This is a genomic window from Candidatus Defluviilinea proxima (genome assembly GCA_016721115.1).
GTDB lineage: Bacteria > Chloroflexota > Anaerolineae > Anaerolineales > Villigracilaceae > Defluviilinea > Defluviilinea proxima.
In genome coordinates, this window is sequence record JADKIW010000001.1 from 2,098,780 (window position 1) to 2,120,889 (window position 22,110).

24 protein-coding genes are annotated in these 22,110 nt (G+C 48.5%); 7 read left to right on the forward strand and 17 right to left on the reverse strand.

Annotation, left to right across the window (positions count from 1 at the left end):
• The first annotated feature begins 23 nt into the window (after positions 1 to 23).
• From IPP66_09760 to IPP66_09770, 3 genes are all read left to right on the forward strand, one after another.
• Positions 24 to 1,358 carry a GNAT family N-acetyltransferase gene (locus IPP66_09760; protein ID MBK9925564.1) on the forward strand — a complete coding sequence of 445 codons (1,335 nt, stop codon included), beginning with the start codon at positions 24 to 26 and terminating at the stop codon, positions 1,356 to 1,358.
• A gap of 65 nt (positions 1,359 to 1,423) precedes the next feature.
• A complete protein-coding gene (locus tag IPP66_09765; protein MBK9925565.1) occupies positions 1,424 to 2,686 on the forward strand; it encodes an MFS transporter in 1,263 nt (420 codons plus the stop codon).
• Positions 2,687 to 3,222: 536 nt separating this feature from the next.
• Positions 3,223 to 4,299, forward strand: coding sequence for a putative metal-binding motif-containing protein (locus IPP66_09770; protein ID MBK9925566.1), 1,077 nt, complete (start codon positions 3,223 to 3,225; stop codon positions 4,297 to 4,299).
• A 58-nt stretch (positions 4,300 to 4,357) separates the two neighbouring features.
• On the opposite strand, the gene IPP66_09775 is transcribed toward IPP66_09770, so the two are convergent.
• The 11 genes from IPP66_09775 to IPP66_09825 form a co-directional block, all read right to left on the reverse strand.
• On the reverse strand, positions 4,358 to 4,753 hold the full coding sequence (locus IPP66_09775) for a VOC family protein (protein MBK9925567.1): 396 nt from the start codon (positions 4,751 to 4,753) through the stop codon (positions 4,358 to 4,360).
• A 6-nt stretch (positions 4,754 to 4,759) separates the two neighbouring features.
• Positions 4,760 to 4,963, reverse strand: coding sequence for a YdeI/OmpD-associated family protein (locus IPP66_09780; protein MBK9925568.1), 204 nt, complete (start codon positions 4,961 to 4,963; stop codon positions 4,760 to 4,762).
• Positions 4,964 to 4,990: 27 nt separating this feature from the next.
• Entirely contained in the window at positions 4,991 to 5,455 is a 465-nt protein-coding gene (locus IPP66_09785; protein ID MBK9925569.1) for a hypothetical protein, read from the reverse strand.
• A 2-nt stretch (positions 5,456 to 5,457) separates the two neighbouring features.
• On the reverse strand, positions 5,458 to 6,030 hold the full coding sequence (locus IPP66_09790; protein ID MBK9925570.1) for a DUF4287 domain-containing protein: 573 nt from the start codon (positions 6,028 to 6,030) through the stop codon (positions 5,458 to 5,460).
• Between the two features lie 253 nt (positions 6,031 to 6,283).
• Positions 6,284 to 6,436 carry a hypothetical protein gene (locus IPP66_09795; GenBank protein ID MBK9925571.1) on the reverse strand — a complete coding sequence of 51 codons (153 nt, stop codon included), beginning with the start codon at positions 6,434 to 6,436 and terminating at the stop codon, positions 6,284 to 6,286.
• Between the two features lie 22 nt (positions 6,437 to 6,458).
• Positions 6,459 to 7,106 (reverse strand): MOSC domain-containing protein, encoded by a 648-nt coding sequence (locus IPP66_09800; protein ID MBK9925572.1) that lies wholly within the window; start codon positions 7,104 to 7,106, stop codon positions 6,459 to 6,461.
• On the reverse strand, positions 7,103 to 7,825 hold the full coding sequence (locus IPP66_09805) for a polysaccharide deacetylase family protein (protein ID MBK9925573.1): 723 nt from the start codon (positions 7,823 to 7,825) through the stop codon (positions 7,103 to 7,105). Before IPP66_09805 ends, IPP66_09800 begins: the two co-directional genes overlap by 4 nt.
• Positions 7,822 to 8,562: an AAC(3) family N-acetyltransferase gene (locus tag IPP66_09810; GenBank protein ID MBK9925574.1), complete on the reverse strand. Its 741-nt coding sequence runs from the start codon at positions 8,560 to 8,562 to the stop codon at positions 7,822 to 7,824. The genes IPP66_09805 and IPP66_09810 overlap by 4 nt, the downstream gene beginning before the upstream one ends.
• Position 8,563: 1 nt before the next feature.
• The gene (locus IPP66_09815) at positions 8,564 to 9,730 is read right to left on the reverse strand and encodes an AGE family epimerase/isomerase (protein ID MBK9925575.1); all 1,167 of its coding nucleotides are present in this window, start codon (positions 9,728 to 9,730) and stop codon (positions 8,564 to 8,566) included.
• 195 nt (positions 9,731 to 9,925) lie between these two features.
• Entirely contained in the window at positions 9,926 to 10,885 is a 960-nt protein-coding gene (locus IPP66_09820) for a DUF4434 domain-containing protein (protein MBK9925576.1), read from the reverse strand.
• A gap of 22 nt (positions 10,886 to 10,907) precedes the next feature.
• The gene (locus IPP66_09825; protein ID MBK9925577.1) at positions 10,908 to 11,243 is read right to left on the reverse strand and encodes a hypothetical protein; all 336 of its coding nucleotides are present in this window, start codon (positions 11,241 to 11,243) and stop codon (positions 10,908 to 10,910) included.
• Between the two features lie 90 nt (positions 11,244 to 11,333).
• Here IPP66_09825 and IPP66_09830 point away from each other — a divergent pair, with 90 nt between their 5' ends.
• On the forward strand, positions 11,334 to 11,543 hold the full coding sequence (locus IPP66_09830; protein MBK9925578.1) for a hypothetical protein: 210 nt from the start codon (positions 11,334 to 11,336) through the stop codon (positions 11,541 to 11,543).
• A 4-nt stretch (positions 11,544 to 11,547) separates the two neighbouring features.
• Here IPP66_09830 and IPP66_09835 read toward each other — a convergent pair whose 3' ends face one another.
• The 4 genes from IPP66_09835 to IPP66_09850 form a co-directional block, all read right to left on the reverse strand.
• Positions 11,548 to 12,168: a hypothetical protein gene (locus IPP66_09835; protein MBK9925579.1), complete on the reverse strand. Its 621-nt coding sequence runs from the start codon at positions 12,166 to 12,168 to the stop codon at positions 11,548 to 11,550.
• Between the two features lie 7 nt (positions 12,169 to 12,175).
• Positions 12,176 to 12,850, reverse strand: a complete 675-nt coding sequence (locus IPP66_09840; GenBank protein MBK9925580.1) for a hypothetical protein — start codon at positions 12,848 to 12,850, stop codon at positions 12,176 to 12,178.
• Between the two features lie 55 nt (positions 12,851 to 12,905).
• A complete protein-coding gene (locus tag IPP66_09845) occupies positions 12,906 to 13,895 on the reverse strand; it encodes an NERD domain-containing protein (GenBank protein MBK9925581.1) in 990 nt (329 codons plus the stop codon).
• A 209-nt stretch (positions 13,896 to 14,104) separates the two neighbouring features.
• The gene (locus IPP66_09850; GenBank protein MBK9925582.1) at positions 14,105 to 16,516 is read right to left on the reverse strand and encodes a hypothetical protein; all 2,412 of its coding nucleotides are present in this window, start codon (positions 16,514 to 16,516) and stop codon (positions 14,105 to 14,107) included.
• Between the two features lie 400 nt (positions 16,517 to 16,916).
• Between IPP66_09850 and IPP66_09855 the strand changes: the two genes are divergently transcribed.
• The gene (locus IPP66_09855; protein MBK9925583.1) at positions 16,917 to 18,914 is read left to right on the forward strand and encodes an ABC transporter ATP-binding protein; all 1,998 of its coding nucleotides are present in this window, start codon (positions 16,917 to 16,919) and stop codon (positions 18,912 to 18,914) included.
• A gap of 50 nt (positions 18,915 to 18,964) precedes the next feature.
• Here the strand turns inward: IPP66_09855 and IPP66_09860 are convergent, their stop codons facing one another.
• Together IPP66_09860 and IPP66_09865 are read right to left on the reverse strand one after the other, a co-directional pair.
• Positions 18,965 to 19,759 (reverse strand): phosphotransferase, encoded by a 795-nt coding sequence (locus tag IPP66_09860; GenBank protein ID MBK9925584.1) that lies wholly within the window; start codon positions 19,757 to 19,759, stop codon positions 18,965 to 18,967.
• 24 nt (positions 19,760 to 19,783) lie between these two features.
• Positions 19,784 to 20,467 carry an alpha/beta fold hydrolase gene (locus tag IPP66_09865; protein ID MBK9925585.1) on the reverse strand — a complete coding sequence of 228 codons (684 nt, stop codon included), beginning with the start codon at positions 20,465 to 20,467 and terminating at the stop codon, positions 19,784 to 19,786.
• A 161-nt stretch (positions 20,468 to 20,628) separates the two neighbouring features.
• On the opposite strand from IPP66_09865, the gene IPP66_09870 reads away from it, so the two are divergent.
• Together IPP66_09870 and IPP66_09875 are read left to right on the forward strand one after the other, a co-directional pair.
• Positions 20,629 to 21,201 carry a TetR/AcrR family transcriptional regulator gene (locus tag IPP66_09870; GenBank protein MBK9925586.1) on the forward strand — a complete coding sequence of 191 codons (573 nt, stop codon included), beginning with the start codon at positions 20,629 to 20,631 and terminating at the stop codon, positions 21,199 to 21,201.
• 57 nt (positions 21,202 to 21,258) lie between these two features.
• Positions 21,259 to 22,071: an alpha/beta hydrolase gene (locus IPP66_09875; protein MBK9925587.1), complete on the forward strand. Its 813-nt coding sequence runs from the start codon at positions 21,259 to 21,261 to the stop codon at positions 22,069 to 22,071.
• Positions 22,072 to 22,110: the final 39 nt, after the last annotated feature.

Below are 22,110 nucleotides of genomic sequence, written 5' to 3' on the forward strand. Positions count from 1 at the left end.
ATGTTTGCCCGCACAGGATGAAAATGAAAACCACACAAAAAATAATTTTACGTGACCTTGGGAATGGTCTTGTCATGCGCCGTTCCTCCGCCGAAGATGTGGATGCACTTTCGGCGTTTAATGGATTGATCCACGGTGAGGACGAAGCGGATACTAAACGCCTCGGCGCATGGACCCGTGACCTGCTTACCCGTCAACACCCCACATTCCACGCTGATGATTTTCTGATCGTCGAAGAATCTTCAACAGGACGAATTGTCTCGTCTATGAATTTGATTCCGCAAACATGGAGTTATGAGGGAATTGAGTTCGGCGTAGGGCGACCCGAACTCGTAGGCACATTGCCCGAATATCGCGGTAAAGGATTGATCCGTGTGCAACTCGATGAGATACACAAGTGGTGTGCTGAGCGGGGATTGCTTGTACAAGCCATTACAGGCATTCCTTATTTCTATCGTCAATTTGGATATGAAATGGCGCTCGATTTTGTGGGGCGGCGCGTGGGGTATGAAGCACAAGTTCCAAAACTGAAAGAGGGGGAGAAGGAAAAGTATATTGTTCGCCCTGCGGTAGAAGCTGACCTGCCCTTTATTGCCAATTTATATGAGCGTGCCACGCAACGCCATATGATGAAGTGCATGCGTAACTTGGATGTGTTCCAATATGAAGTGTTCGAGCAAAGTCGGGATGCGGTCCATTATTTCAACACAAACGTGATCGAAGATCCAACAGGTGAACTGGTTGGATATGTTCAACATTCAGATTATCTAAACCGAGCAGTGTCGATCGCCGTCTGGTATGAGTTAAAGCAGGGTATTTCATGGTTGGATGTGACGCCGAGCGTTATCCGTTACCTTTGGAGTACAGGGAAGGAATATGCAAAACGTGATGGTGGGGAATGTACAGCGTTCGGTTTTATGGGTGGCGCACATCATCCTGTATATCAAGCGCTTGGTAGGGGTCTACCCACTGTGCATGAACCATATGCTTATCAGGTGCGCGTCCCTGATCTGGTGGCCTTCCTAAATCACATTAAACCCGTCCTGGAAAAGCGACTTGCTGAATCGGTTGCCGCTGGTCACAGCCGTGAGATCAAGGTTAGCTTTTATCGTGATGGCCTGCGGATCATGATCGAGAAGGGTAAACTATCCATCGAAAAATGGATACCCGTCCCCAAAGATGATGAGGGCGATATTGCCTTCCCCGACCACACATTCCTGCAAATGTTGTTCGGCTATCGCAGTTTTGAGGAATTGAGTACATCCTTTGTCGAGTGCTGGTGGTATGGGGAAGATGTTCGAATTCTGATGAGTATCCTTTTTCCAAAGAAACTGTCAGATGTATTCCCGATAGCGTAGTATACCGTCATTGCGAGGATAGCTATCACCCTCGCAATGACGGGCCGTGAGTTTACAAGGTATATATGTTTTCCAATTTAAAGTTAAACGCAAAAACTGTTTATTTATTCATAGAATTTAGTGCGGCGATGTTCTTTGCGATGATGTTCACTGTGACGTCGTTGTATGAGGCCACTGTCGCAGGGCTGACGCCTGTTCAACTGATCCTCGTCGGCACAACGCTTGAAATTTCGGCGTTTGTCTTTGAAGTTCCCACAGGCATCGTCGCGGATGTGTACTCACGCAGGCTTTCGATCATCATCGGCTATATCTTAATGGGTGTAGGTTTTCTCGTCGAAGGTTTCTTCCCTGCCTTTCTGCCCATTCTGCTGGCACAGGTCATCTGGGGTTTAGGCTACACATTCACCTCGGGCGCCACACAAGCTTGGATCTCGGATGAGATCGGCGAAGATGATGCCAATAAGCTTTTCATCCGTGCCACACAGATCGGTCTATTCGCATCACTGATCGGTATGGGGCTCGCTACTCTCGTTGGTGCAAATAATGTCGCCATGCCATTACGTGTTGGCTCGGCAGGTGTGTTGTTGATCGGGTTCATTCTTGCGATCATCATGCCCGAAACTGGATTTCACCCCACCCCACGCGAAGATCGCAATACGTGGCAACATATGTGGTACACGTTCAAACAAGGCGTGGATACCGTCCGTGCCAAACCGCGCCTCATGAACATCGTCTTCATTGGCTTGTTCTACGGTATCTACAGCGAAGGCTTTGACCGTCTGTGGGTCAAACATCTGCTCGACACGTTCGAATTACCTGTCATCTTTGGGAATAACCAAGTCGCTTTCTTTGCGGCGTTGCGCGTGGCGGGCACGATCCTCACCATCTTTGCTGTCCGCTTTGTGGAGAAGCGTGTGGACTCGTCGAGTTCGTTGGCGATTGGGCGTGCTGTGCTTGTTGTGACGGCGGGCATCTCGCTGGCGATGTTTGGTTTTGCACTTTCACAAATCCTTATCATCAGCTTGATTCTGTATCTCATTATTGACGCCTTGCGTGATGTTCACATTCCCCTACAAACTGCGTGGGTGAATCAAAAACTGGATTCCAAAGTCCGTGCCACGGTTCATTCGATGTTTGGACAAGTGGATGCCATCGGGCAGATGTTGGGAGGTCCTATCGTTGCGGTGATCGCGGCAACGGGTTCTGCTGTCGCTTCGCTCGTGACCTCAAGTCTGCTTCTCTCTCCCGCGCTTTTCTTTATCAGGCGCATAAACACCCAATCGTTGGCAGAATCAACTCAAGGGTCCGAGAATGAGGCGATTGGTTGAAGCGAATCTATAATGGAGCATGAGGAGTAGTCCAATAGCCCTTGCTCCTTCATGATCGCTTTATCTAATTGGTACTGTTGATAGATTGCATGTTGATTCTCCTATCCATATAATTCTGCAAAATTTAGACCAAGGAGATGAGCATGGTGCAAAAAAGGTTGTTTTCGCTATGGATGGTGTTTGTTTTTTTTCTAAGCGCGTGTAATGTTCCGGGCGGGGGAGATATGGCGCTCCCGCGCCCGCCAACTGCTACAGCCAACCCAATTACTGATTCTGTTATATCTCGTCCGCCGACTGCCACAGCCAACCCGATCACTGACTCGGTTGTTCCTGGCCCATTGCGTATTGCGATCTTGCCTGCCAGAGATGTAGTTCTTTTTGGCGTTTGTGCTCGTCAATTCACGCGCATGAGTGTCAATGCCCGGTTATCTGGCTTGACTGCCGATGTGAATAGTGTGGAAATGTCTTGGGGTTTTAGTAACACAGATGGGTCTGCCCCGGCAGTAACAGGCCCGAATGGGGAAGATTGGCGCCCGATGAATCCGAATCCGTCTTTGGGGCCCGGTGAATATGTGATCGAAGATATTCCATTTGGCGAGGTTGTTTTAGGCTGGGGCTTATCTTCCAATGTTGAACACACACTCACTATTGCAGTACGCGCCTTGGATGCCGCTGGAAATGAATTGGGCATCAACCGCAGACAGATCCAGTTTCAGCCATGTGCCTTGCCTGAAGATTTTGTCGAGAATACTTTGTATTTACATGGTTTGGTGGAACCGGAAACTGTTTGGCAGTGCCCAGATGATCCGGGTGCTTCGCTCGCGTATATATACGCCGAGCTGTTCGATCCGTCGGGTGTGGTGAGCCGTGTGACTGCTTCCAGCCGCCTGACCGCGGCTTCGGGAGCAAATTCCGGGTCTCTCCCAGCCTTGGAATTGGAACGAAGCCCAATCAGAACTCCGGCGGGTGGTTGGTACTATTATGGCACCCTTGATACTCATGGATTCGATCTGTCACGGTTAAGTGATTTTGACTATGGTTTGTGGGTCTATTTACAGGCATTCGATGCATCAGGCAGTCCCGTATATTCCGTGCTGGATCCTTACATAATCCGTTTCCGTACGGACTGTTATACCGATGAAACATACAATGGGGGCACGGGCAAGCAGGATGTGGCAACAGAAACTCCCGAACCATCTGGCCCGAAGACTTTTGTATTGTCACGTAATGCAGTTTGCCGAACGGGGCCCAGCCTTGATTACAAGGTTGCAGAGTATATTTCTGCTGGGGCAAGCGTCCCTGCACAGGCTCGAAGTGCAAATAGTGCTTGGTTGGTGGTTGTGTTGCCAAACGGTGTACGTTGTTGGGTAGGGGTACAGTTAGGCACCTTGGATGGCGATCCGAATGAACTGCCAGAAGAGAAGGCTCCCGATATTACGGTGCCTCCTACAAAATCGAGTGGTGGAGGCGGAGGGAGTGCCGTAGACGCTGATGGCGATGGCTATAAAAGCGATGTGGATTGTAACGATAGTTCAGATAAGATCAACCCGGGTGCACCAGAATACCCGGACGATTACACGGATTCCAACTGCAACGGTGAAGATAATTCTTAGAGAATAGTTTTGTCCGATTAAAACCGTAGGGTCAGGTCTAAGACCTGACCCTACATGTTTATTTCGCGATCTCCCAAATGTGACCACCGGGATCTTTGAAACTGGCGGTTCGGATTCCCCAAGGACGATCTATGGGACCGTTCAGTAATTCGACACCTTGAGCGGTTATCTTTTTACACATAGCATCAACATCGTCCACGTGGACTGTGAATACCAGGCGGGCTCCATCAGCGGGACTTCCCACAGTTGCAGGGGCAACCAACTCGCTTGCGGCTGTAGCTTTCAATAAGTTGATAAGTGTTTCCCCGATCTTGTAAACAGCGGAGTTGCCATCTTCGAATACTAACGTTAAGTCAAAAACTGATTCATAGAATTTTTTTGCCTTGTTGAGATCTTCGGTAAATAATGTAATGGCAAAAATGTTTTGGGGCGGATATTCTGTTTTCTTGTTCATAATTTTTTATTTTGGATTCCATTTCATCTTCATGTAAACATTCCCTTTTTTCAACTCATCCAATATTTGATTCAAACGCTTCTGCTTTGTAGTTTCTAGCCTGGCACGTTGAATCCAGCCGATGTAATCGTTCTGTTGATAGGGCGGACGTGAAAGATAGGCGTCCATCAATCCATGTGCACTAAGTGCATCACGGAAAAAATCGGGCATCGGGTAGCGTGGACGGGTTGGCACTTTTTATCCTTTCAACGTGCACAATGCCTGACGAATCTCGCCAAGGTGATATGCCGTATGGACGACAATTGCCATCGAGCCGCCGATGGAATCTTCGTTCCACACTTTATTGTCACGGAACATTTTCTCAATGCGGTGATACGCATCTCTTAATTTATTTTTGTAATCATCCCACTCCACTGGCGTGACTTTTTCCACGGTGCGCCAGATGTGGCCCCAGTCTACTTTGCCGGGGTTTTCGCCTCGGGAGTATTTTTCCAACACTTCGAGGTAAAAAGTCACGTGTGCGACTTGGGCGGCAAGTGAGGCGCATTTGCCGCCAACAGGGATCGATGCTTCTTGAGACGACACAGTCTCCAGCGTGGTAAGAAGCGATGTGTTTTTGTCCAGAAAGATGCCGTGGTGGTTCTCGAAGGTCTCATCCAATAGGGCAAAGAGGTTATTGAGAAAATCTTCTGGTTTGATCATTTCTATTCATCTGCACTTTCATAGGCAGATTTGAGCCATTTGATGAGATCAACGTCCACTTGATTCACATCGGTCAAGTTGACGATGTAATTGCACATGCTACCCTTGGGTTGTTCGACCAAGCGCGGATTCTTTGGGAGTTCTTTTGCGTTGATGCCGACCTCGAAACGTGTATTGGTTTTGGGGCCGATCATTGCAAATTGTTTCTTGCGCCGCAGGCTGACATAGCCTTTCTTGGGCGCGATCTCAAATTCACCGAACCGATCCATGTGTTTCATCAGCGTTTCGTGAATGGGGCGGAAGCCAGCTTTGGGGCCAGTGTAGATTTCATCCAATACAGTATCTGCACTTTTGCCTTTTGCCGCGCGTGCGCCATCCGATTCAAAAATGGCATGCACCAATGCATTGGCATCGCCGTGACCGAGCCCAAGCTTCTCTTTGAGCATGTCACGAATCTCACCATGTTTGGAGAGGCCGCTTTTCTTCACAAAAGCGGATAGTTCTGCCAGCGACATACCTGTTTTCTTTTGGATGTTGGCAAGTTGGGTAAGAACAGCTTTTTCGAGTGAGGTCATCATGGGGAATCTCCTTTAGCAAGATCGAATAGAGACGATTGATTATAGAACATATTTTCTAAAAACGCAAATAGCAAATATGTGGATTAAAAGCCTCCTACGCGGATAACGCCCCGCGTCTTTCGTGAAAATAGCTGAGTCGTCAGACAAATAGCCTTAGTGGCGTCTGACACCTTGCCACGGGAAGGGATCTTGCGTAGTTGGACGGGTTATTTTGAAAAAAGGTTCCAGGTTGATGGATAAGGCTGGCAGTTCATTCCCTTTCTGCTAATCTCACGAGAAAGAGACCGTGAATCCCACCGACTACTGCGCCTGCGACAAATAAGGTCCCTGCCATGAGCAATACCGATTGCCATAGTACAGACACCTTGAACGTCATATCAATTCCCCAAAAAATGACGGGCATGCTGAATGCCCGTCTGAGTTGTTTATTTTTGTACGGAGACTTCCTTCAGATGTTCTTCCATATCCTTGCGACTGCGTACATCGATGGGGGAGTTGAGATACCGTTGTAACGTCTCTTCTGTATATCCCTTTGTGTAGTGGTCGCGATACATCTGCACAATGGAAACTGTTTCCTTGGTGTATTTTTCGACTCTTACTTCGTCGCCTGCTTTGATCGTGCCTTGTTTGATAATGCGGACATACAAGCCAGGGCGTTCTGCGGCTTTGAACTTTTTCACCCAGTGCGGATCATCCATACGAGTGGCAAATGTGCCACACGGAATGCGCGGCGAAGTGACTTGCAGGGTCACCTCACCGACATGGATGTAATCGCCGACATTGAATTTGGCACTTTCCAGATCGCTGATGGTCAGGTTATCGCCAAAGGTGCCGGGAGCGAGCTCTCTTCCGATCTCTTTCGACCACCACACGTAATCTGCGCCACCGTAGATGTAGAGCGCCTGATCAACGCCGCCATGGTGCTTGGTATCGCAGATGGCGTCGCCATCGATGCCAAGGGACTTGATCTCCACGGGTCTGTCCACGGACATTTTGTAGATGCCCGTCGTTTCAATATAATCTTTTCTTTGCTGTTGTCTTTCTTTGCCGATGTTGATACTGAGTAACTTCATTTGTGTTCACCTTTATTTTGGAATGCAGGAGCTTGCTCCTGTGTATTCGCCAGCGAGCTGGCTGATTCCATACTGTGTATTTGTTCAATTGTAACAAACTGAAATTTCATGGACTTGAGTTTGGGGATGATGACTTCCAATATCTGCGTGACCTTCCTCCCGTGTCCATGCCCATCGTGCAAAACGATGACCGCACCAGGGACAGTTTCGTCGAGCACTTGTCTGACGGTCCAATTTGTGGGTTGCATCCAATGTTGGGGAATACTGCTCCACATCACAAGATGGTAGCCCCATTCTGTGAGATAGGAGAGTGTGCGTGATGTGAATATCCCATATGGCGGGCGGATATCTCGTATTGTGTCGGGAGAAATGCCGCAAGCGTTGGCGATGGCATTTCGTGATCGATCCAACTGTCCCTTTAGGGTTGAAGCGTTTTCAAGTGGAAAGGGAAGATGACGATAACAATGGATCCCGATATGATGTCCACTCTCATGGATGCGTTTGACGAGTTGTGGATATTGCTCCACATATTGCCCCACCAAAAAGAACGTTGCGTGGATTCCATGCTTTGCCAACACGTCCAACACTTGCGGTGTATCGCGCGGGTGAGGGCCATCATCGAAGGTCAACGCGATTTCGTGGCGGGTTGGGTCGCCGTAAAACAAAACGCTGGGGTGGCGCCTTTGCATGTTGCGATAGATGTCTGTAATGATACTCACTCGGTTTTACTCACAAAACACAAGGGATCATGGCGTAATGCATTCAATGCAAAATCCCACAAAGACTTTGCTTCGATCAGATAACACTCTGCGTTGAGCACGCGTTCATGGCGCAAGCCTTGTGTCATGATTTGTTCGATACGTTCATACCGTTGTTCGTAACCACGGAAGTTGTGCGGTTTGTATGTTTTCATAATGACCGCGCCATCTGTGAGTGTTAGGTGATATTCCATTGGCGGTTTGTAAAGATAAGGCGGTTCGACCAGTTCTTCGATGGCGTGCATGGATGTGTTGGGTTCGAGCCCGCAACCGAGCATAAGGATTTGTCCATCGTATTTTGGCAACAGATGAAATGGAGAATTGGGCCCGCAGGGCGTTGTATCTTCGATGTGGCGTTCGATGATTAGCGAAGCAAATTTCCCAGCCGCACCGACCGAGTGAGTAGGATGAACTGACCGTAACGTTCCTTTTCGCAATCGAAAGAATTCTGGAAGCGCACCTACATTCGATGGCGTTTGATTCACATCGAAGTATGGATGATCAGGTGTGACGTGTTCATAAGAAAGCGCAGGCATGAGCAATGTGCCATCATCTCCCAATACATTCAGTATGCCGGTGATAACTGTCTCTGCTCTGCCGAGGATATTTCCCAATGAACGGAGTGAACTATGCACTAGCAATACGCCGCCCCGCCGCACACCTAACGCCAACAAGTCATTTTGAAATCTGTCGTTCAAATTATTTCATTCCTTCAAATATCTTCCAGCACCGATATAAACCACGCGGCACATGAAAGCATCCCTTCCACTTACCACCCTTGAGCGGAAGCAACACATCGCCGCGCCGATTGAGATATCCAAACCATTCACCATGCTCAGAGTCGGGGAAATGCTCCCACGTGTATGCGTGCACGCGCTCATACCATTTCCAGCAATCTGTGCGCTGTGTCAGCGAATACCCTAAAGCCAATGCGATCAACGTCTCCATATGTACCCACCACAATTTTTGATCCCACTCCAATTGCTGAGGCGGATGACCAAGTCGGTCGAGAAAGTAAAAGATACCATCGTATTCCTTGTCCCAGCCAAACTCAAGCATGGATAATGTCACATCGACGGCTTTTTCGATCAAAGCAGGATCATTTCGACGACGGGCAATATCCATGATGAACCACATCGCCTCAATGGCGTGACCGGGGTTGATCAAGCGTCCTTCGAATGAATCCACCCTGACGCCGTTTGGCGCGATGTTTTCCACGACAATGTTCGTTTCAGGATCGAGGAAGTCGTTCATTACCGTATTGACGCACACATCCATCGTGGATTCAACTTCATCACACGTCAACAGATGTTCCATCTCAAGCGTGAGATTGCACAAGATCATCGGCAAGGCAAAATTCTTAAGCGGACGTGCCCCCGGTACAAGCTTGTTGTAGATGCCCTTGGGGTTATCCTGTCGTTTCAAAATATTCCGATATGTAGATTGTGCCAGTGATGCGGCTTCATTATCTTGTGCGGCGAGTGCATATTGACCGAATGCCATCGCGGCGAAACAATCAGAGAAGATATTGTACGGTTGTACAAGCGGATTCCCCTCACGAGTCAGCGAGAAATACCAATTGCCGTTGGGAGCCTGTCCATGCGTGCGGAGGAAGTCCGCGCCGTGTTTGGCGAGCTCCAGCCATTCGGGCCGATGTTCAATGCGGTTGTACAACATCGAGAACGTCCACACCTGACGGGCTTGTAGCCAGATGAATTTGTCTGTGTCGAAGACAGAGCCATCACGGTTTAAGCAGGTGAAGTATCCGCCGTGTTCGCGGTCAGGAGAGTGACGTTCCCAGAAGGGGATCACGTCATTGAAAAGAGAGTCGCGATAGAGAGTGGAAAGGCCGGAGAAGATGGACATAGCAACTTCCGTAATTACTTTTATGTTTCTGCAAAATTACAGATCCTGTGGCGTCATCTGCAATCCCGAAGGGATGACATGATCTCACGCAAACCTATGACATCCCTTTGGGATTGATAAAAAACATTTCGACCATCTATAGTCATTTCACTCCTTCGGAGTTTTTAGCTACCGTCATTGGCAGTGATTTACTGATTAGCCCTGCGCCGAGGACGGCGCAGGGAGCGATAGCCCAAAATATTCACAATAGCGATCAAACAGATGATGCGCCTGTGGGTAGCATGAGTTGGGACTCAAGAAATGCGAGAACTCAAAGGTGATGGCTTTCTCAACGCCGATGCGTTGGGCGGCTTCGAGTTTGAGCAGGAGTTTTTCCCATTTGATGGGAAGGAATTTGATGGGCATATCGCGGTCGAAGGTTTCGCTGTTCGTCCAGCAATGCAGACCGTACTTGTCGGCGAGAGCCTTATTGACTGCGAGGAAGTCAGAGAGTTCATGGTAATCCACGTGTCCATCCTGAAATGCGACTGCATCTACTGCGCCGCGGATGCCAGACATCACTTCGCCCCATTCGGCTTCATGTTCTGCAAGCGTGATGCCGTCCGTCTTTGTGATCTCGGCGCTGTGAGAACTCACAGATTTTGCACCGTCGATCCACGGGGAGATGAGCACGGGTAGATTATTCGAGATGCTTTTGCAGTGACGTCCCATTGTGGCGTAGAGATCAATGATGCCCTTTGTGCGGCGGCTGACTTCTTGCGTAAGATACCAGCCCTTGAATGCAGAACGATTTCCATACTTCTTCCAGACTTCATCCACGACGGCGCGATTGAGATCCACTTCTTTTTGGAATTCATTGTTCGCCCAGTAGTCCCCTGAGTCGTAGGTGCCGAAATAAAAAGACATGCCGTATTTTTCGGCGAGCGTGAGGAACATGTCCACCAGATCCACGGGCGGACGGTGACAGCCTTCACGGGTCATTAATACTTCAGATGGATAGGTGATCCAGCGTCGGTGGCCGGAACGTATCAGGATAACCGTATCAATCCCAACGTTACGCATGACGCGAAAGTCTTGATCCCACTCATCCAGCCCCCAGTTTTGATGCGGGATGTCGTGTGAGATTTCGTCCAGAAAAGTTCCAGAGATCAACATGGTTCACCTTTGCTTTCGGAAGTTATTTTATGCCAACTGCCAATGTCCCTACGATGATGGAAACAAATAAAAGGGATGCACCCAACCCTACAGATGCAATGATGGCAACGATGACCGCTAGAAATGCGTTCCAATTGAACTTTGTCATGAGGAGCTTTGTCAGCCAGCGGGCAAGGATGACGGCTGGAAATAACGAGACGCTCTGGCATATCACGGCGATACTGATGGCATTGAAGCCCTGACTTTCACTGACGCCGTTGAGCATAACGACTTGCCCGAAGACAAGTAAAACTGCGGTTGCGATCAGAAGGAAGAATGTGGATAAACCTGCGATAGCGGATGGGATCTTGGTGGGCACGTTGTTACTCCTAAAGGGATTTTTATCGATTATATCTTTCCGTGAAACGATAGTGGCAAGTTGTATAATGAATTAGCCAAGGAGAATACAATGGAAACTCAAACCTGCCCCAAATGTAATGAACCCATGGATGAAGGTGCATTATCCGCAAGCGACCCGACCGGGTATGTATCTAAAAAGCAGACGGGAATGTTGAAAAATGTGACAAAGATCAGTCAGGCGCGGGCCTGTCTGAATTGTGGTTATGTGGAACTGTATTTGAACCCACAGGAATTGAAGTCGAAATTAGCCAAGGTTTGATGAACTATTTCGCTTCGACGAGAAAACCGTAACTGACATCTCCTTTGCCATCCCATACTGCGAAGACATAGAAAACATACAAGCCTGGTTGTAGGTCTTGTTTGATTTCTTGAGATGTTTGCAGGGCGAGTGTGGAGACATAGCCCTCGATAAAATTCCACCAACGATAGTTGCCCGCGTCATTGGGAAGTTGGATCTCGTTCGCATCGGATGCAGGGAAAACTGTCAGGACTAATTGTGTTGGCGGATCGTTCAATGGCAGGGTAAGAGTTCCGCTGAATGGCAACGAAGACTTCAATGGTTCAGTTGCGGTTGGAACGCCGACCATATCCACGCAGACTTCTGCAGAGTTGGCGGATGATGTTGCCGCTTTCCAGCAATACGTTCCTATACCTGCTGTTTGTGTTGTGCCGTTGATGGTCAGCATTGCAGGCGGAGGGGCCTCGTGCGATGGAGTTGCTGCAAGTGCAGGCGAGCCGTTTGACGGTGGTGTTGCAGATGATTGAGGATCACCGAATAAGGACTCTGCAGGTGGTTCTGTTGGAGGAAGTGGCGTCCCTGTGGTGCAGGCGGAAAGAACAGCGATCAATAGAACGGTAAAGGTTTTACGTATTGTTTTTTTCATGATGGGATTAACTACCGTATACCTGCATCAATTCCACTTCTGCATCTGGTGCCACGACCAGCACGTAATCGCGCATATCTTCCAGATGTTTCGTGATTAACGTTTCTTCGATCCCCGCTGGTGTATAGACCGTGAAAACCACATTACGCGTGGACTCGGTGATCTGCGTCCGCTGATCGGGGCCGTAGATGATGTCTGAGATGATGCCGATCTGGTCGCTGATGATCATATCGCCTGCTTTGACGGTTTGAGTCTCGCCGCGCATGACCGTATAACTTTCTGTCCCTTGTGTGACATCGAGAGTCAACGGCAATTGTAGTTTGTCCAGATCATGGCCCGCTGTGAGAAGCATGTTCTTCACTTCTGCCATGAACATGCACTCAACCAGTGACGCTACAGTGGGAATGGACTTGCCTTTCAAGACGATGGACTCGAGTTGCAGTTGAACGTGATAGGTTTTCTTGAAGCGTTTGTAATACTCCGCATAGACTTTCAAAACGGGATGACTTGCGATCGCGGCACGATCTTGCCCTGCGAATTGAGCGCGGAGTGATTCTTCGAGTTCCGCTTTACGCTTTTCCAATTCGACGTGATGCGCGGGGTTGGATGCGTTGCGCATGACCAAAATCCCTGCATGGGCGGAGGGGAAGGATGATTTCCAGGATGATGTTAGGTAGAGCATTTGATGAATTTCCAATCGACTTTTCTGCAGCTATACGGCTCATTGGTTAATGATGCTAACTGGCAAGCCAATTTGCAACCTTCTCAACGATCTGGTCGGAAACATTTGAATTTTTGAACCATGAAATATACCCTTTGACTTCATCAATAGATAAAACTTTGGCATTACTATAGGTTGGTTTGTTAGGAATGTAACCTTTGTGAGCAAGGATACTTTTTGTGCTTAAATTATATCTTTCTCCAATAAGTCTGTAGCATAAATATGAAGATCGTTTAATTTGTTGGTATGGATCAAAATAATCGCCATCCTGAGAAAATTTTTTACTCCAGTTCTTAACCTCAATTACAAAAATATGCGCAGGTGTAACAACAACATGGTCAATTTGCGCGGATTTCAGCCACAAACCATCGAAGCGAATAGCTCTAGGCATTTCTAGCGTGACATCATTAATAACATAATAATTGTCCGGCAACGACTTTAGACTCTCTATCAATTCTAATTCCGCAATCCCTCCTGCAAGTTCTGGAGATTTTAGGACATTTTCCAGCAGGTTAACTTTGTAAGCAGTTGCTTGGCATTGCTGATCAATAATAGTCTCAAAATTCCTTTGTGTTTTTTCCAAAGCATCTTTTAATTGGTCTATTCTTTTTTGAACCAAGCGTGGAAATTTGTTGTATTTGGTTTTTAAATATCGGATTCTTTCTCTGTGTTTTCTTATTGTGAAATAATGGAATATTTTTTGAATAAAGCTACCTTGAAGTGATCGTAATAGTATTTGAGTTGATTTAATGTTTACAGATATTTCATCTCTCCCTCTCTGGATTTCGATATCGAAATTTTTTTCGCGCTGTTCTATATCTTTCTTTAGCTCATCGATTTTGTTTTGGATCTCTTGAGTTGCATTAGCCTTTGCCAGTGCATGTTCTTTTTTAGTTGCTTCTAAAAAGACATGAATGTCCGAAGGCTTTTCTGGTTTGAAATTTGCACGATTGAGTGCTAAACAGACAGATTTCCACGCATCGCTGGTTCCAATGATTTTTGCCATGTTTTCTTCTCAGAGTTGTTTTCTTTCCCGCTTCGATTATACCTTTCATGCAACATCAGGCTTTCATTACCATCCCCCTTTGTCTAGTTGCGGGCATAACAAAAAGGTGACTGCCACCCGCTTCGCGAAAGTGACAGTCACCTAATTTCTTGCATTAGATTTACTCACTGGCTATCACTACGAAGCCCGTGAACGTTATACGAATCAGCTTATTTCACCGTGATCTGTGTGTAAACAGGATACTGATTTCCATCGAGGTCTTCGATGATGAAGCCAACGACATAGTCACCTTGAGCGGCGTAGAGTTGTTCCCATTTGAAAGGCTCGGCGCCGAAGGTAAGGGTTTTGCCGTTTTCATAAACGATCTGTGGAGTGCCGCTGGGGTCGTCGATCCACTTTTCAATGAGGGTAAAAGTATCTCCTTGTGTGGGGGTGATCTCGCGCGGCGCACCGGTTTCCTTGTCGCCGGTAATACCGAAGATCTGTACCAGATTTCCGTTTTGGAAATACAAACGAGCGTTGACCGCATCGCCCGATTCGACGAAGGTGTAGATACCGTCCACGGCGTAGGTGGCTTCGTCAGAGTTGACACCGTAGGCTTGCGGTGTGAAGAGGGCGGTGGTGCTGTCCTGTCCGTTATTGATGGCGAAGACGGTTGGCTCCCAGTTGAAGGATAAGGTGAAGTCATTGCTCCAGACCGGGTAATAGACTCCGCTCACTTCGCGCGTATCCTCGCTTTCGAGATAATCGGTATCCAACACAGCGATGGAATTGGATGTAGAGTCGTAATATCCAACAAAGAGGTAAATATAGCCAACGTTCTCTCCGCTGACATTCATGCTCAAACGGACAGGTTGATTCGGCGCGGCTTCATCGCTGGATTTTGTGATCTCTGAGACGTTGATATTACCCTGTCCCGGTGCGCGGACCGAGAAGCCTGCGCTGGGGACAACTGGCTCGCGCGTTTGCGCCTCAAAACTTTGGTCTATGTAGTGATAGGCGAGGAAGTCATCCCACAAGGATTCAGATGCGAATCGGTTTGCGATGGCGGTGTAGGACTGAGGTCCAGTGAGAGGCGAGGAATATAAAGTGGAGTTGGGGAAGTAGATGGCGAGCCCCGTCGAGCCTTTCTTCCCTGATCCATGTCTCTCTGCGATGACAGCGTTCTGCAGGTCAGCTACCAATTGCTGTGCGGCCTGTTTTACGCGCGGGTTGGATGTGTTGTTTGCGAGCAATGTGGCGAAGTGACCGAGGTCAATGTATGCGGGCGGCACCTCGCGTCCGAAGATGCTTGTGTACGATTGAGCGTATCGGCGGGCTTCTGCGATCAACTTTTGATCTTCATCTTGCAATGCGAAAGCGAAGTCATTGGCGCTTTTCATCAGAGAGGGGAGTGCATCGAGATCTATGGCAGAGATGGTGATGTTCTGTTCGAGTTGCGCAATGACCTGGCTTGCCGAAGTGCTGTTGTTGTAAATTCCGCCGAGGGGTGAGCCCTGATTCAGAAAATCAGCACGCGCGGCGGGGTCGGTGATGCGCTGGTCGTCTTCGATATAACTTTGCACAACCAGTTTGCTTAATTGCGCACCGTCCATATCGGGATTGGTGACAAGATCGCCAAGGAACGAAGCATACGCCCAGCCCAGAGCGGGTTCTGTTTCTTCAGATGCAACGGCATAGTGTGCATGTGGTTGCATGGCCGCCATCACTTCGAGTTGCGCCATGAGACAGGCGTCCATGCCGACAATTTCAAACTTGTCGATCCCTGCCACTTCACGGCTTTGACGAAGCGCTTCGTCCAATTCCATGAGATACATATTATTGCCGATGCGGGAAGCCAAAGGCGCGCGCTCAGAGTTACCCTGATGAGAAGGGTCGCTCCAACCGCCGGGCCAGCCCATGCCGTGATCTGAAAGGATCAGCACATATTTATCGGCGGGATAGTTCTGCACAGACCATTGCACAAAGTCAACCAGCGATTGTCCGTCTGCCATGTTCACTTCGCCAAGGTTCTGCACTTCCTGCGAGTTGATCGTGTTCAGGTCATTATCTTGTGTGACAAAATACCGACGCGTCTCTGTCCAGTTCCCATCTCCCTGAAAGGCGCCGTCGAAACGGTCCACTTGTGCCACGATCTTTACGCGATCACTGGAGCCGACGCGCTCAGCTTCGTTCAAATCTACAAAGATATCTTTTTCAAGGATCTTGTCGTCGGCATCTTGATACAACATCACCGTCCATGTTTGGCCGGAGCCTGAGGCCGGTACAGGCGGTGTGAAATTTGAAACCGGGGCGGAGTATGAGTCATTGGATTGTTGCGGTTGCTCAACGTAGGGTTCCTGTTCAAAAGATGAATCAGAACCGCCGCCCAATTGACCATTGGATAAAAAGAAGAATGCAATGAAAATGATCACGATCACAATGGTTCCGCACCCACCGACTTGTTTACCGCGTGACGAGAACCCTCCGCCAGATGGAGATTGGAATCCGCCACCGGAAGAAGATGAAAATCCACCGCCTCCACCCTGACCTCCGCCTGATTCGCGACGAGGGGCCTCTGCCCTCCCTGTTGGTGTTGCTCCCTTACGACGACGTTGCGCTTCAATATTATCTGGACTCATGTGTTTTCTCCTTCAGCGATGTACATCTTGCTACGATTCAACATACCCATAACAAAGCAGGCAAGACGACGTTATATGGTTTTGATTCATTATAATCATTTCTGATATTCGAAATGCGCTCCCCTTGATTCAACTTCATAATTATTGTTGATCGTGAAAAGTGACTCTCACCTAAACTATACATCAGACTTTTATTAACCTCCCCTTTTGTTTAGTTGCGGATTTAGTGTTCTGGTCTTATAGTCTTATTTCCATGTAGGGGCGACCCTACACGGCATGTCGAGAAAATCGTCAAGCAAAGATAATTGACTTATCATGGCGTTCGTTAGCCCCTGACGGGTCGCCCTTGCCCTTGTGACAAGCAGACAAGAAGACAAACAAACCAGGAGACTAAATAACAATGCACGGATACGGCTGGTGGATGGCAATGCGTCAGGGCGACGAAAAGCCTAAAGTAACGAGAGAACTTTTACTGCGCGTTCTCACCTATGCGCGCGGATATTGGTGGCATATCGCGGGCATGCTCGTGACCATCACCATAACAACGGGCTTATCACTTTTAACACCGTTAATTTTCCGCAACATGATCGACGTGGTTCTACCCGCCAAGGACGTGCAACGTCTCATTTGGATGGGGGTGGCCTTGTTGGGAATCCCATTGCTTGAAGGCGGGATCAACGTCATTCAACGCAGACTCAACTCCACGGTGGGTGAAGGCGTCATCTACGATCTGCGTTCGACGCTTTTCGCGCGACTGCAACACATGTCCCTGCGTTTCTTCACCAATACCAAAACTGGTGAGTTGATGTCCCGCCTCAACAATGATGTGGTCGGCGCACAGAACGCCATCAGCAATACCATCGTCAACATCGTCACCAATATCATCGAAGCGGTTGCGTTGCTTTCCGTCATGCTTACACTTGAGTGGCGGCTGACCGTTGTCAGCGTTTTGATCCTTCCACTTTTCATCATCGCCGCACAAAGGCTTGGCAATATCTTGCGCGATATTGCCCGCGAAGCCATGGATCACAACGCCAAGATGAACGCTCACATGAACGAGACTCTTAATATCGGTGGCGCACTTCTTGTCAAACTCTTTGGCCGTGTCAACGAAGAAGAGAAACGTTTCCGTGAGCGCGCCGCCAACGTGCGCGATATCGGCATTCGGCGTGCAGTGGTTGGGTCAACGTTCTTCGTCATCTTTGGTCTCGTCAGTGCGGTGGGCACGGCATTGGTCTATGGCCTCGGCGGCTATTACGTTATCAGTGATGTCTTCACCGTTGGAACTATTGTGGCCTTCAGTTCGTACCTCGGTCAGCTTTACGGCACGTTGCAAGGTCTCGCCAGTGCGCCCGTTGATTTTTCCACATCCATGGTCAGCTTTGAGCGTGTCTTTGAGATCATTGACCTTCCGCAAGACATTGTCGAAAAAGAGAATGCCATCGTTTTGCATGATGCAAAAGGTGAACTCGAATTCGATCACGTGGATTTCAACTATCACATCGACGAATCCAAACTGCTCAAAGATGTCAAGCGGTATGGACGCATGGAAGACGTGGGCGCGGTCTTGTCTTTATCAAAACCGACTACAGACAATGGACAACAGACCAAGGCTGTGGGGAAGAATGGTCAATCGTCCAAGGTCAATCGTCGGGATGAAGGAAACGGTTCTGACTCATCTGAGGTTGAATCTTCATCCCAAGCCAGAGATGTCGCTTTAGAGGGAGTCTCCTTTATCGCCCGTCCCGGACAATTGATTGCATTGGTCGGTCCCTCTGGCGCTGGCAAAACAACGATGACGTATCTCATCCCAAGATTGTATGATCCCACGAACGGAGTCATCCGCATCGATGGGCATGATCTGAAAGATCTCACGCTCGAATCGCTTTCACAGATGATCGGCATGGTGACGCAGGAGACGTACCTCTTCCACGATACCATCCGCACGAACCTAACCTACGCAAAAATGGACGCGACCCAATCTGAGATCGAAGCCGCCGCGCGTGCCGCGAACATCCACAACTTCATCATGGATTTGTCCGATGGTTACGACACGATCGTAGGTGAACGCGGTTATCGTTTGAGTGGTGGCGAAAAACAACGCATCGCGTTGGCAAGAGTGATCCTCAAAGACCCACGCATTCTCGTGCTTGATGAAGCTACGAGTTCACTCGATAGCGAGTCCGAAGCATTGATACAAGATGCATTGAAGCGCGTCATGGCTGGGCGGACGAGTATTGTGATCGCGCATCGCTTATCCACGATTCTTGCGGCTGATTTAATTCTGGTAATGGATCGCGGAAAGATCGTTGAACGTGGAACGCATGAGGAGTTGCTCGCGACAGGCGGATTATATAGTCAGTTATATGAGACGCAATTTAGGGGAGAACGCGTTTAGCCACAGATAATTTTGTAGGGCGGAGCATCGCTCCGCCCTTTTTTTATTACTTAAACATTTTCTGCCAATTCTACCAACCACTTTTCCAATTCTGGCATTCCCTCTGTCAATCGTGCGCCTGCTACAAGCGGAAGCCAGTGACGATATTCGTGTCGTCCTTCAGGGCGCAAGCGGAAGTATTCGCGCAGGTATGAAGTATGGAACAGCCTAACGAATACCCTCAAGAATGGATTAGGAACTTGTTTGCCTGCAATCGAGCCAAGTACGATGATGCTTGTCCGTGCTACATCAGCGAGCGGGTTGCCTTGTGACGCATCCATCCAGTCGATGATGGTCGTTTCATTCTCTGTGAGCAGAATATTGTCAGGATGAAAATCTCCATGGCAAACACGGTTTCCTTTGGGCATGGCGTCCAGGGCCTTGATGAGAGAATGTTTGACAGAGGAGGAAAGCGCATCAGCTTGGTTTATTTTGTTTTGCAAACGTACGTGTTGTTGAGGAACGTCCGCATCGAAAACACGTCCATGCATGTCCGCGTGGAGCCTGGCAAGCGTGCGGGCATATTGGAATACCCTGTTAGGTCTGTGTTGGAACATGGCCAACATGGTCTTGCCCTTTGCTCGTTCGTACAGCAGGCCACTTCGACCTTCCACTTGGATCAACTCATGCACCATGGGAGCTTTGATCCCGCTGGCATGGACAGCGCGAGCGATCTTGAATTCATATTCGACGCTCTTAAGATCGAACCAATTGTGGAAGAGTTTGAGAACGCGTGTATCGTCCCATAGATATACATCAGCAGTATGTCCATGTGCGATGGGTTTATCGAGTGTCGGAATGTTCATAAGGTAACTGTTTGATGATGCAGGTCATTTTTCATTAAAACTACTCAACACAGAAAGAATAGCATCAACTGTTCGTTTCTGTTGTTGTTCACGAGTGATACTTGCAGGGTTGTCTCCCAATTGCGTTCCGTAATAACCGAATTGACCGTGGTTCCCGCCTTCTATCAATATCCAATTTGTATTATCTGGCAGATACACTGCGTTGGCTTCCACTTCTTCCACGCTGGCTAACCCGTCATTAGATGTGTAGATCTTTGTTGTCGATAAATTTGTATCGGACAGATCAAATACCGCTTCTTTGGGGTGTGAAGTGCCGATCAATATTAGACCATTGAATGAGTCGCCGTATGAATAAGCGAAACGCGATGCAATGGCCGCACCGCGCGAATGTCCACCCACGACCCAATGTTGAATGGACGTTTCATCTTCAATGATGGATAAGGCCTGATTCATCACGTCCATTTCTTGTGATTGGAGTGGGGCAGAGCCAAATGGAAGTTTGATGATGAAGACAGAATATCCCTGCTCAGCGATCGCCCGCGACATGGGCGCATACGCTTCAGGCTGGACGAGTCCGCCTGGGAGGAAGATAAAGCCTGTAGAGTGTTGATTCAGGTTTGGGGTAAAGGTAATGAGGCGGCTTGTCTCTTCGATAACGATATTTGAGTCGCTTTCAAGGATTGATTTGTCAAAACCCTGGGCACGCATGGAATTTATCATCCACAAAAGAAATAGAATACCAAACGAGGCCCAGATGATACGAAAGATTTTATGGAAGTTTTTCATGGGATGTTGAAGGATTATAGCATTTAGATGTGATGCAAAATTACCTTGACAAACTTACTACTTAGTAAGTAGAATCCTCGACCATGGTCAAGATCGAGAACTCCAAGCGGACAATATTGAACCTGGCTGAAGCCTTGTTGCAGGATAAGGGCTATAACGGATTCAGTTATGCTCATATCGCATCTGAGTTAGGGGTGAAGAATGCCGCCATCCATTATCACTTCCCAACCAAGGAAGATCTGGGAATCGCTGTCATTCGCCGCTATCGTGACCGTTTCAAATTGTGGACCAACAATTCACGCGTTAAAGACCTGCCTCATGCGGAGAAATTGGATTGGTTCTTAAGCATTTATAGTGATTGGCGCGCAGACCAGGGCAAGGTTTGTCTGGTTGGTTCATTTGAGACAGAGTTCAATACAATTCCAGAAGGGTTGCAGTCTGAAGTGCAGGCTTTGCACAAGGAATTGCTTGTCTGGCTGCAAGCCACTCTGACAGAAGGCAGGGATGCAGGAGTATTTCATTTCAACGGCGAGCCCGCGAACAAGGCGGCATTGATCGGGTCTACGTTACAGGGTGCATTACAACTGGCGCGCGCTTTGGGGACGAAGAAATTCCGTGACGTGCTGGAACAGATCAAGCTCGATCTGCTCGGCTAAATTTTTTTATCGTCAAAACTTACTAGGTAGTAAGTAAAACTTTAATGAGGAGAAAAAATGACAACGTTAGAGACCAACACGCAACTGCAAGGCATTGTAAAGAAGGCATATCGGGCGTTTTTCAGCCCCACGAAATATGAGGTCAAGCCAAAGGACAGAGAAGTCATCGAATGGGGAAACAGCTATCGGGTCCCGTATGGAGGCGGTGAATTGGCTGTCACAACTTGGGGTGAATCGAGTCGTCCTGCTGTCCTGCTTATGCACGGATGGGGAGGTGCCCGTGCGCAAATGACAGGCTTTGTTGATCCTTTGTTGTTTGCCGGGTATCGTGTGGTTGCGTACGATCAGCCTGCGCATGGCGAATCCGATGGAAAGATGACGAACCTCCTTGAGATCGCACCTACAATGGATTTAGTACGAGAAAAGGAAGGTGACTTCGACGCGATCATCGCGCACTCCTTTGGGGCTTTGATCACATCGTATGCCTTGGTCAAACGAAACTTCCCGCCTCCTTCCCGACTTGTGTACTTTGGCGCTTTCAACCGGCTTTTAGATTCCCTTCCGCGTTTTCAAGTCATCGCTGGTTTGCCCGATGAGATCATCGCAGGCTTACTAAATATGATCTACGAAAACTTTGGGCACGGCGTATTGGACGAGATCATCAATGAAACGTTGGTGCCGCAGATCAACATCCCTGCGTTGATGTTCCATGATGTGGCAGATAACGTCACGCCTATAGAAGATAGCCGCGCTATTGCCCGTAATTGGAAATCTGTGCGATTCATCGAAACAAGCGGACTGGGTCATCGCGGTGCGTTACAGTCACAGGATATTCATGAGCAGGTGATTACGTTTTTGAAGAGCCGATGATAATTTTCAATTTTATTGGTTGAAGCCTTTTCGATCGGG

Coding starts and splice junctions, on each gene's coding strand:
- IPP66_09760 (MBK9925564.1), top strand. CDS start 24: ATGAAAACCACACAAAAAATAATTTTACGTGACCTTGGGAATGGTCTT.
- IPP66_09780 (MBK9925568.1), bottom strand. CDS start 4,963: ATGCCCGATTTTTTCCGTGATGCACTTAGTGCACATGGATTGATGGAC.
- IPP66_09865 (MBK9925585.1), bottom strand. CDS start 20,467: ATGCGTGCCCAGGGTTTTGACAAATCAATCCTTGAAAGCGACTCAAAT.
- IPP66_09775 (MBK9925567.1), bottom strand. CDS start 4,753: ATGAACAAGAAAACAGAATATCCGCCCCAAAACATTTTTGCCATTACA.
- IPP66_09835 (MBK9925579.1), bottom strand. CDS start 12,168: ATGAAAAAAACAATACGTAAAACCTTTACCGTTCTATTGATCGCTGTT.
- IPP66_09830 (MBK9925578.1), top strand. CDS start 11,334: ATGGAAACTCAAACCTGCCCCAAATGTAATGAACCCATGGATGAAGGT.
- IPP66_09860 (MBK9925584.1), bottom strand. CDS start 19,759: ATGAACATTCCGACACTCGATAAACCCATCGCACATGGACATACTGCT.
- IPP66_09790 (MBK9925570.1), bottom strand. CDS start 6,030: ATGACCTCACTCGAAAAAGCTGTTCTTACCCAACTTGCCAACATCCAA.
- IPP66_09795 (MBK9925571.1), bottom strand. CDS start 6,436: ATGCCCGTCATTTTTTGGGGAATTGATATGACGTTCAAGGTGTCTGTA.
- IPP66_09770 (MBK9925566.1), top strand. CDS start 3,223: ATGAATCCGAATCCGTCTTTGGGGCCCGGTGAATATGTGATCGAAGAT.
- IPP66_09815 (MBK9925575.1), bottom strand. CDS start 9,730: ATGTCCATCTTCTCCGGCCTTTCCACTCTCTATCGCGACTCTCTTTTC.
- IPP66_09800 (MBK9925572.1), bottom strand. CDS start 7,106: ATGAAGTTACTCAGTATCAACATCGGCAAAGAAAGACAACAGCAAAGA.
- IPP66_09765 (MBK9925565.1), top strand. CDS start 1,424: ATGTTTTCCAATTTAAAGTTAAACGCAAAAACTGTTTATTTATTCATA.
- IPP66_09785 (MBK9925569.1), bottom strand. CDS start 5,455: ATGATCAAACCAGAAGATTTTCTCAATAACCTCTTTGCCCTATTGGAT.
- IPP66_09820 (MBK9925576.1), bottom strand. CDS start 10,885: ATGTTGATCTCTGGAACTTTTCTGGACGAAATCTCACACGACATCCCG.
- IPP66_09870 (MBK9925586.1), top strand. CDS start 20,629: ATGGTCAAGATCGAGAACTCCAAGCGGACAATATTGAACCTGGCTGAA.
- IPP66_09840 (MBK9925580.1), bottom strand. CDS start 12,850: ATGCTCTACCTAACATCATCCTGGAAATCATCCTTCCCCTCCGCCCAT.
- IPP66_09845 (MBK9925581.1), bottom strand. CDS start 13,895: ATGGCAAAAATCATTGGAACCAGCGATGCGTGGAAATCTGTCTGTTTA.
- IPP66_09850 (MBK9925582.1), bottom strand. CDS start 16,516: ATGAGTCCAGATAATATTGAAGCGCAACGTCGTCGTAAGGGAGCAACA.
- IPP66_09875 (MBK9925587.1), top strand. CDS start 21,259: ATGACAACGTTAGAGACCAACACGCAACTGCAAGGCATTGTAAAGAAG.
- IPP66_09855 (MBK9925583.1), top strand. CDS start 16,917: ATGCACGGATACGGCTGGTGGATGGCAATGCGTCAGGGCGACGAAAAG.